The organism is Methylobacterium sp. J-048, from assembly GCF_022829515.1.
Classification (GTDB): domain Bacteria; phylum Pseudomonadota; class Alphaproteobacteria; order Rhizobiales; family Beijerinckiaceae; genus Methylobacterium.
This window is the reverse complement of the sequence record NZ_JAKSYL010000148.1, coordinates 1-7,866: the sequence shown is the minus strand read 5'-3', so window position 1 is coordinate 7,866 and position 7,866 is coordinate 1. Positions and strand designations below refer to the sequence as shown.

Genomic DNA, 7,866 nt, shown 5'->3' with positions numbered 1-7,866 from the left:
GTCCGGGGTCGTGGAAGGAACGGGCAGGCTCCCAAGCTGAGGTGCGGGCTTCAGTGCCCCAGGATGAGCCGGGGTCCTGCCCGTCGCCGCGGATCCGACCTTACCAGATCGGACGCCGACTGACTTACAAGGATGAGGGGAGAGATTTGCAGATCTTAAGGCCCGCGATACCCTCGGTCGTGCGCCCGACGCTCCAGCTCCCCGCGCGGCGACCGGGTTACTTCCCGCGGCACACCCCTTAGATACCGGCGCGCGAGGCGGTTGCGCCGCCGGAGCCGGACATGGCTCCGAGTCGGCGGCCCGTCGCCATCCTGGACGGAGGAACGAGCATGACCGAGCTTCATCCCGAGGTCGCGGCGGTCACCGAGCGGGTCGTCGCGCGCTCCCGCGAGTCCCGGCGGACCTATCTCGACCTGATCGCCTGGGAGCGCGACTCGGGCGTGCACCGGCCGACGCTCGCCTGCGGCAACCTCGCCCACGGCTTCGCCGCCTCCGGCGAGGACAAGCCGGCTTTGCGCGACGGCCGGACGGTGATGAATATCGGCATCGTCACCGCCTACAACGACATGCTGTCGGCGCATCAGCCCTACGGGCGCTATCCCGACCAGATCAAGGTGTTCGCCCGCGAGCGCGGTGCCACCGCCCAGGTGGCCGGCGGCACGCCGGCGATGTGCGACGGGGTCACGCAAGGGCAGCGCGGCATGGAGCTATCGCTGTTCTCCCGGGACACGATCGCGCTCTCCGCCGCGGTGGGCCTGAGCCACGGTATGTTCGACGGCGCTGCGCTGCTGGGCATCTGCGACAAGATCGTGCCGGGCCTGCTGATCGGCGCGCTGCGCTTCGGCCACCTGCCGACGATCCTGATCCCGGCCGGGCCGATGCCCTCGGGGCTCGCCAACAAGGAGAAGCAGCGGATCCGCCAGCTCTACGCCGAGGGCAAGGTCGGCCGCGCCGAGCTGCTCGAATCCGAATCCGCCTCCTATCACGGGGCCGGGACCTGCACGTTCTACGGTACCGCCAACTCGAACCAGATGATGATGGACATGATGGGCCTGCACATGCCGGGCGCCTCGTTCATCAATCCGGGCACGAAGCTGCGCCAGGCCGTGACCCGGGCGGCGATCCACCGGCTCACCGAGATCGGCGCCGTCGGCAACGATTACCGGCCGCTCGGCCTGTGCGTGGACGAGAAGGCAATCGTGAACGCCGCGGTCGGCCTGCTCGCCACCGGCGGCTCGACCAACCACGCGATCCACCTTCCGGCCATCGCCCGCGCCGCCGGCATCGTGATCGACTGGGAGGATATCGACCGGCTGTCCAACGCCGTGCCGCTGATCGCACGGGTCTACCCGAACGGCGCGGGCGACGTGAACCACTTCCACGCCGCCGGCGGCATGAGCTTCGTCATGGCGGCCCTGCTCGATGCCGGGCTGCTGCACGACGATATCCTCACCGTCGCCGGCCAGTCCCTGCGCGACCATGCCCGCGACCCGAAGCTCGACGGCGACGAGCTGGCCTTCCAGGATGCGGTGCCGGAGAGCCTGGACGACACCATGATCCGCCGGCCCGACAACCCGTTCCAGGCCGATGGCGGCATGCGGCTGGTGACCGGCAATCTCGGCCGGGCGACGTTCAAGACCAGCGCCGTGGAGGAGAGCCGCCGGACCATCGAGGCCCCGGCCCGGGTGTTCTCCGATCAGGACGACGTGCTCAAGGCGTTCAAGGCCGGCGAACTGGAGCGCGACGTGGTCGTCGTGGTGCGGTTCCAGGGGCCGCGCGCCAACGGCATGCCCGAGCTGCACAAGCTGACGCCGCCGCTCGGCGTGCTCCAGGATCGCGGCCATAAGGTCGCCCTGGTCACCGACGGACGCATGTCCGGCGCCTCCGGCAAGGTGCCCGCCGCCATCCACCTCAGCCCCGAAGCGCTCGGTGGCGGGGCCATCGGGCGGATCCGCGACGGCGACATCGTCCGCCTCAGCGCCGCCGAAGGGCTGCTCGAGGTGCTGGTCGATGAGGCCGAACTGGCCGCCCGCGAGGAGGCGATCCAGCCGGTGCCGGAGGCCGGAACCGGGCGGGAGCTGTTCGCTTTCATGCGCCACGGGGCCGACACCGCCGAGCGGGGCGCCTCGGCCATGCTCGCGGCCGCCGGCCTCTGAACGTCGAACCGGAGAAGCCGATCATGAACGATCTGACCAGCATCGATGCGCTGATGCGCTCCGTGCCCGTCATCCCGGTCCTCGTCATCGAGGATGTCGCCCAGGCGCGGCCAATCGCCGAGGCGCTGGTGGCGGGCGGGCTGACCGCCCTGGAGGTTACCCTGCGCACCCCCGCCGCTCTGGATGTGATCCGCGAGATGACCCAGGTCGAGGGAGCGGTGGTCGGGGCCGGCACGGTCCTGAACCCGAGCGACCTCGATCGCGCCCTGGCGGCGGGGGCCGAGTTCATTGTCTCGCCGGGGCTCACGGACCCGCTGACCGACGCCGCCAAGGCGAACGGCGTGCCCTACCTGCCGGGCATTGCCACCGCCGCCGACATTATGCGCGGGCTCGACCACGGGCTCGACCGATTCAAGTTCTTTCCCGCCGAGGCCGCGGGCGGGATCAAGGCATTGAAGGCGCTCACCGCCGTGTTCGGGCAGGTGAAATTCTGCCCGACCGGCGGCATCACCGAGGCGACCGCGCCGGATTGGCTCGCCGTGCCATCGGTGCTCTGCGTCGGCGGCAGCTGGGTGGTGAAGCCCGGCGCACCGGACGGCGCGGCCATCGAGCACGCGGCCCGGGCCGCGTCCGGGCTGCGCAAGGCCGCCTGACCAGCCCCGGACACAAGAACGCCCGCCGCGGCTGGGCCGGGCGGGCGTTCCATCAACCGATAACTGGATTGACGACAATCAGCAGTCGTCGCCGCCCTTGCCCGCCTGCGCGGCGGTGGGCTTGCCGTTAGACTGGGCCTGGACGTCGGCCGGCGACGTGGCGGTGCCGGCATTGTTCATGGCGCCGACGGTCCCGGGGGATTCGGACTTGGCACCCGGCGAGGTCTTGGCGGTGGTGCTCGGATCGACGTTCGAGGCCTTGCTGGCTTCCTTGTCGCGCGTCACGGTCGTCCCGGTCGCGCACGGCGCCGCAAAGGCGGCGGTCGACATCAGGATGAGCGCGCCGGCGCCCGCAAGGGTCTTGATCTTGGTCATGCGTTCCTCCGATTTTATTCAGCGCATGGCCAACGGACCCCGCAGCCGCAGGTTCCTTAATATTTCCATCTCGCAACTTCTGCGGGGTATTTTTCCCCGGTGACCCAGAGGGATATTGCCTACTCGGCCGGCTGCGGCTCGCGGCGCTCCCGGGGCGTGAAAAGACCGCCCTGCGGTTCCAGAACGATCCGCCGCTCGTGGAACGCGTCGAGCGTCGAGCGGTGGCCGATGGACACGATGGTGGTGTCGGGCAGCCGCTCGCGCAGCATCTGGTAGATTTTCGCCTCGGACGGCTCGTCGAGGGAGGCGGTCGATTCATCGAGGAACAGCCAGGCGGGCTTCGCCAGGATCACCCGGGCGATGGCGAGGCGCTGCTGCTCGCCGCCGGACAGGCGCCGCTCCCAGGTGTCGGTCTCGTCTAGACGGTCGACGAGATGCGGCAGCTGGGCGGCGGTCAGGGCGTCGCGGATCGCGTCGTCCGAGAACTGGTCGGTGGTGTTCGGGTAGACCACCGCGCCGCGCAAGGTCCCCTGCGGAATGTAGGGCCGCTGCGGCAGCAGCAGCGTCGACTGCCCGGCCGGCACGTCGACCCGGCCCTTGCCGAACGGCCAGATCCCGGCGATCGCCCGGAACAGCGTCGACTTGCCGGAGCCCGAGGGGCCGGTGACCAGCGTGGCGCCGCCCTTGGCCAGGGTCAGCTCGGGCGCCGAGACGATCTCGCGGCCGTCCGGCAGCGCGAGCACCAGCCCGCGGGCGGTGACGCCGTTGGTGGTCTCGTTGCCCTGGACCAGCCCGTAGCCAGCCGATTCCAAAGCCTCGGCTTTGCTCATCGCCCGCCGGAAGGAGCCCAGACGAATGGTGTTGGCCTTGTACGAGGCGAGCGTCGTGTAGGAATCCACGAAGAACGACAGGGAGCTCTGCACCTGCGAGAACGCCTGCGAGGTCTGCTGGAGCGCCCCCAGGGTAATCTTCTTGGCGAAGAACGACGGCGCGGCGAGCACCATCGGGAAGATCACGCTCGCCTGCCGGTAGCTGAACGTGAATGCGATCAGCTTGATCCGGCGGAAGATGATGCCGACGTAGTTGTCGATGATGCTGTGGAACAGCGAGCTGAGCCGGGTCGCCTCCGCGCGCTCCCCGCGCAGCAGCGCGATCTGCTCCGAGTAAATCCGGTTGCGGGCCAGCGAGAAGCGGAAATCGGCCTCGACCTGCTCCTGCCGGAAGTTCAGCCCGATCAGGGGCCGGCCGATCAGGTGGGTCAGCCAGGTGCCGACCACCGCGTAGGCGATCACCAGCCAGACCAGGAAGCCCGGGATCACCGTGTCGGTGAACGGCACGACGAAGTCGCGCGACAGGGTCCACAGGATCACGATGAACGAGACCAGCTGCGCCGCCTGGCTGAGCAGCCGGATCGACAGGCTCGCGGTCTGCTGGATGAACAGGTTGACGTCGGCCTGGATACGCTGATCCGGATTGTCCGCCTCCTCGTCAGTGAACGGGATGCGGTAATGGGTGCCGTTGCCGAGCCAGCGCTCGTACAGGCTGTGGGTCAGCCAGGTGCGCCAGCGGATATGCAGCGAGGAATCGACGAACAGGTCGAACATGCCGATGGCGATGTTGAGCGTGGCCAGCGGGATGAAGATCCAGAGCAGCTGGTACCAGAACGCCGCCGCGTCGTATTCCTGCAGCGAGTTGTAGATGTCGCGGTAGAAGAAGTTGAACCGTAGCGTCAGGGCCACGTCGGCGAAGTTCACGAAGATCGACAGGGCGACGAGGTTGCGGCCGATCCGGCCCTCGGTGCTGCCGAACCAGCGGAACAGGCCGATCTCCTTGGTCGGCGTGTCGCGATTGGCGAAATACGGATCGGCGATGTCGGTGATCGCCCGGATCGGCTCGAGATGCGAGACGGCAAGCACGATGGCGCCGAACACCACCGCGCCGGTGGCGGCGAAGTCGGGCGGCAGCAGCGCGGCGACCACCGGGGGCAGCAGGCCCATGGCAGCCACGGTCTTCATGCCGGCGAGCAGCAGATAGCCGAGCCCGTAGACCGAGACGAAGACCTTCAGGTAGGCCGAGATGCCGTTGGCGGCGATCAGGATGCCGGCCATCACGAAGCCGGCGAGCGAGACGTAGAGCGGCGGGCTGGGGATCCCCGGAAGCGCCAGCAGGATCAGCGCGGCCACGGCCGTGAGCACGGCCTGGATCCCGAGCCCGGTCCTGAGTGAAGCCACGCGTGTCTCCCGCCTTACGTGAGCGTCCCTCTGGGAACGCAACCCGGCGGCCTTGGCCCTGGGTCGTGGCGACAACGTGGCACTTCGCGTGCGCTGTCACGTGAAAGTTTGGTCAGGATCGGCCGGGGCGGACCCCGATGAGCCCCGCGAGGCTACCAGTTCCACTCCTCAAAACCCGGTTCGCGGCAGCGATAGCCGATCGGGCATTGCGGATTGTCGCGGGTTGGGACGAAGCGCAGCTCGGCAATCTCGGAGCCGCTGCACTGGCCGGGGCCGCTGACGAAGCGCTCGGGCGCCGTGCCCCCGGCGATCACCACGTCACCCTCGTTCTTGACCAGGGCCATCGCGTCCGCGCAGGTCATCCGCGCCGTGCCGGCTGGACGCGGCGAGCGCGACGGCTGGGCGAGCGCACCCGCCCCGGTCGCCGCGGCGACAAGGTGAAGGCACAGCCAAGCGAGGACCAGCGGCCTCATCAAGAATGGATTCCAGAACTCACGCATCCGAGCGGACAATCCTCGGACATCGCGCCATCCTGCACGGCCGGGCGGCCCGAGACTGTCACCGGAATGCGCCACCACACGGCTTTCGCCGTTGGACCGCCGCAATCACCGGATTATGGGATTCCGGGACCACGGAGAGTGCTTGAGATTTCGTGACTGCGGATGCCCCTAGGGGCTGCCCCGGCACGAGCCTCCCGGTTGGCCCCCCGGCACGCGCCTCCGGCGCCCGGCGTGCCGGCCGTCGCGCGCTGGAGCCCAGGGACCCGCTGATGTCCGCCCTCTCGATCCTCGACGTTTCGGCCGTGCGCGCCGCCCCGGTGGCCCGCGAGCCCTATCCGTACACGCTCGGCACCAACGTCCTGAACCCGGACGCGATCGACGCGATCCGGCGCGACTTCCCGGATATCGCCAAGCCCGGCTACCTCACGGTGGACGAGGTCGCCCTCAAGGGCCGCTTCAAGGCGCTGATCGACGAGCTGGAGAGCGACGCGTTCTCGGAGATCCTCGGCGAGAAGTTCGGCATCGACCTGGTCTCCTGCCCGCGGCTGACCACGATCATGCGGAAGAGTCAGCTGAAATATGGCTCGATCCACACCGACGGGCCGTCGAAGGTGCTGACGCTGCTGGTCTACATGAACGACGCCTGGGACGCCCCGGCCGCCGGCCGCCTGCGCGTGCTCTACGACGGCCGCAACTACGCACCCTTCGCGGTCGAGGTGCCGCCGACCATGGGCACGATGTTCGCCTTCCTGCGGGCCGACAATTCCTGGCACGGCCACGAGCCGTTCGAGGGCGAGCGCCGCGTGGTGCAGGTGGCATGGCTCAAGGACGCCGCGGAGCTGGAGCGCAAGCGCAAGCGCAACCGCACGGCGCAGTTCCTGAAAGGGATTTTCGGACGCTGAGCGACACGGCTGTTTCACCCAGGATCTTGTTGAGGCATCCTTTTAGCCTACGGATCGGCCACCGAATCGACGCGGGATTCCGGGACCAGGGGGGTACGATGGGCGCGCTGGTGCTGGCCGATCCGGGCGATGACGCCCGAACCGGTTCCAAGCGTCGCTACGTCGTGCCCGTGCTCCTCGTGCTCGGCTGGGCCGGTCTGTTCGCCTACAGCGCGGCCTACCTCACCGAGGATCTGCCGTTCCGGTCCCAGCCGGCCGAGACCCGGCCGGCGCCGAAGCCGTTCGGCCGCCGGGTGGTGATGCTCGACATGCCGGACGAGGCTATCCCCGACGTGCAGCGCCCGGACGCCGCGCTGCAGGCCGCGACGCAGGCGGCTCCGAGCCCGGCGGCGCCGAGCACGCGGGCGGCGGCCTCCGCCCCGATGGCGGCCGCCGCAGCAAAGCCGCAGACCTCGGTCAGCGCCGAGTTCGTCGGGATCTGGGGTCCGACCGTCGAGGCATGCGGCGCCCGCTCCCGCCGCCGGGGCTTCATCCCGGCTACGATCACCCAGGAACGCGCCCGGGCCGGCCGGACGATCTGCAACTTCCACGACAGCCGGCGGGTCGGCAACGCCTGGGTGATGGGCGCCGAATGCAGCGACCGCGGCCGGCACTGGTCCTCGCAGGTCCGCCTCATGGTCGCCGGTGACCGCCTCACTTGGTCGAGCGGCCGTGGCACCGCCGCCTATGTCCGCTGCGGCCGGCGCGGGGGTTGAGGGGCACTCGGCCAAACATACGGTTTCTGGTTAGTCCGTCCAGCCTGCGCACCAACTCCGTCATTGCGAGCGCAGCGAAGCAACCCAGTGCAGCGCGCGATCTCAGACCATAGCGGATTGCTGGGTTGCTTCGCTGCGCTCGCAATGACGAGGTGGTTTTTCTGTCCGTCGGGCGTGCGACCGATACGTCAAACGACCCCACTCACCCGCCCGCCGGCGGCGTCCAATACGATCCGCGCCGCAGCCTGGCTCGGCGTGTCATCCCCGGTGAGCCGCATCCTTCCGTCGATGCGG

General features: G+C 69.2%; 7 protein-coding genes. 4 read left to right on the top strand and 3 right to left on the bottom strand.

Going from position 1 to position 7,866, the window contains the following annotated elements; genetic code table 11:
- Window positions 1-329: 329 nt before the first annotated feature.
- Together edd and eda are read left to right on the top strand one after the other, a co-directional pair.
- Window positions 330-2,156, top strand: a complete 1,827-nt coding sequence (gene edd, locus MKL09_RS14480; RefSeq protein WP_244021085.1) for a phosphogluconate dehydratase — start codon at window positions 330-332, stop codon at window positions 2,154-2,156.
- Between the two features lie 23 nt (window positions 2,157-2,179).
- Window positions 2,180-2,809, top strand: a complete 630-nt coding sequence (gene eda, locus MKL09_RS14475; RefSeq protein ID WP_244021083.1) for a bifunctional 4-hydroxy-2-oxoglutarate aldolase/2-dehydro-3-deoxy-phosphogluconate aldolase — start codon at window positions 2,180-2,182, stop codon at window positions 2,807-2,809.
- Window positions 2,810-2,887: 78 nt separating this feature from the next.
- Here eda and MKL09_RS14470 read toward each other — a convergent pair whose 3' ends face one another.
- The 3 genes from MKL09_RS14470 to MKL09_RS14460 form a co-directional block, all read right to left on the bottom strand.
- A complete protein-coding gene (locus tag MKL09_RS14470; protein ID WP_244021081.1) occupies window positions 2,888-3,184 on the bottom strand; it encodes a hypothetical protein in 297 nt (98 codons plus the stop codon).
- 119 nt (window positions 3,185-3,303) lie between these two features.
- Complete coding sequence (locus MKL09_RS14465; protein WP_244021079.1) at window positions 3,304-5,415, bottom strand: ABC transporter ATP-binding protein/permease; 2,112 nt, start codon at window positions 5,413-5,415, stop codon at window positions 3,304-3,306.
- A gap of 152 nt (window positions 5,416-5,567) precedes the next feature.
- Window positions 5,568-5,888, bottom strand: a complete 321-nt coding sequence (locus MKL09_RS14460) for a hypothetical protein (protein WP_244021077.1) — start codon at window positions 5,886-5,888, stop codon at window positions 5,568-5,570.
- Window positions 5,889-6,184: 296 nt separating this feature from the next.
- Here MKL09_RS14460 and MKL09_RS14455 point away from each other — a divergent pair, with 296 nt between their 5' ends.
- Together MKL09_RS14455 and MKL09_RS14450 are read left to right on the top strand one after the other, a co-directional pair.
- Entirely contained in the window at window positions 6,185-6,817 is a 633-nt protein-coding gene (locus MKL09_RS14455) for a 2OG-Fe(II) oxygenase (RefSeq protein WP_243967090.1), read from the top strand.
- Between the two features lie 98 nt (window positions 6,818-6,915).
- Entirely contained in the window at window positions 6,916-7,572 is a 657-nt protein-coding gene (locus MKL09_RS14450; protein WP_244021075.1) for a peptidase inhibitor family I36 protein, read from the top strand.
- Window positions 7,573-7,866: the final 294 nt, after the last annotated feature.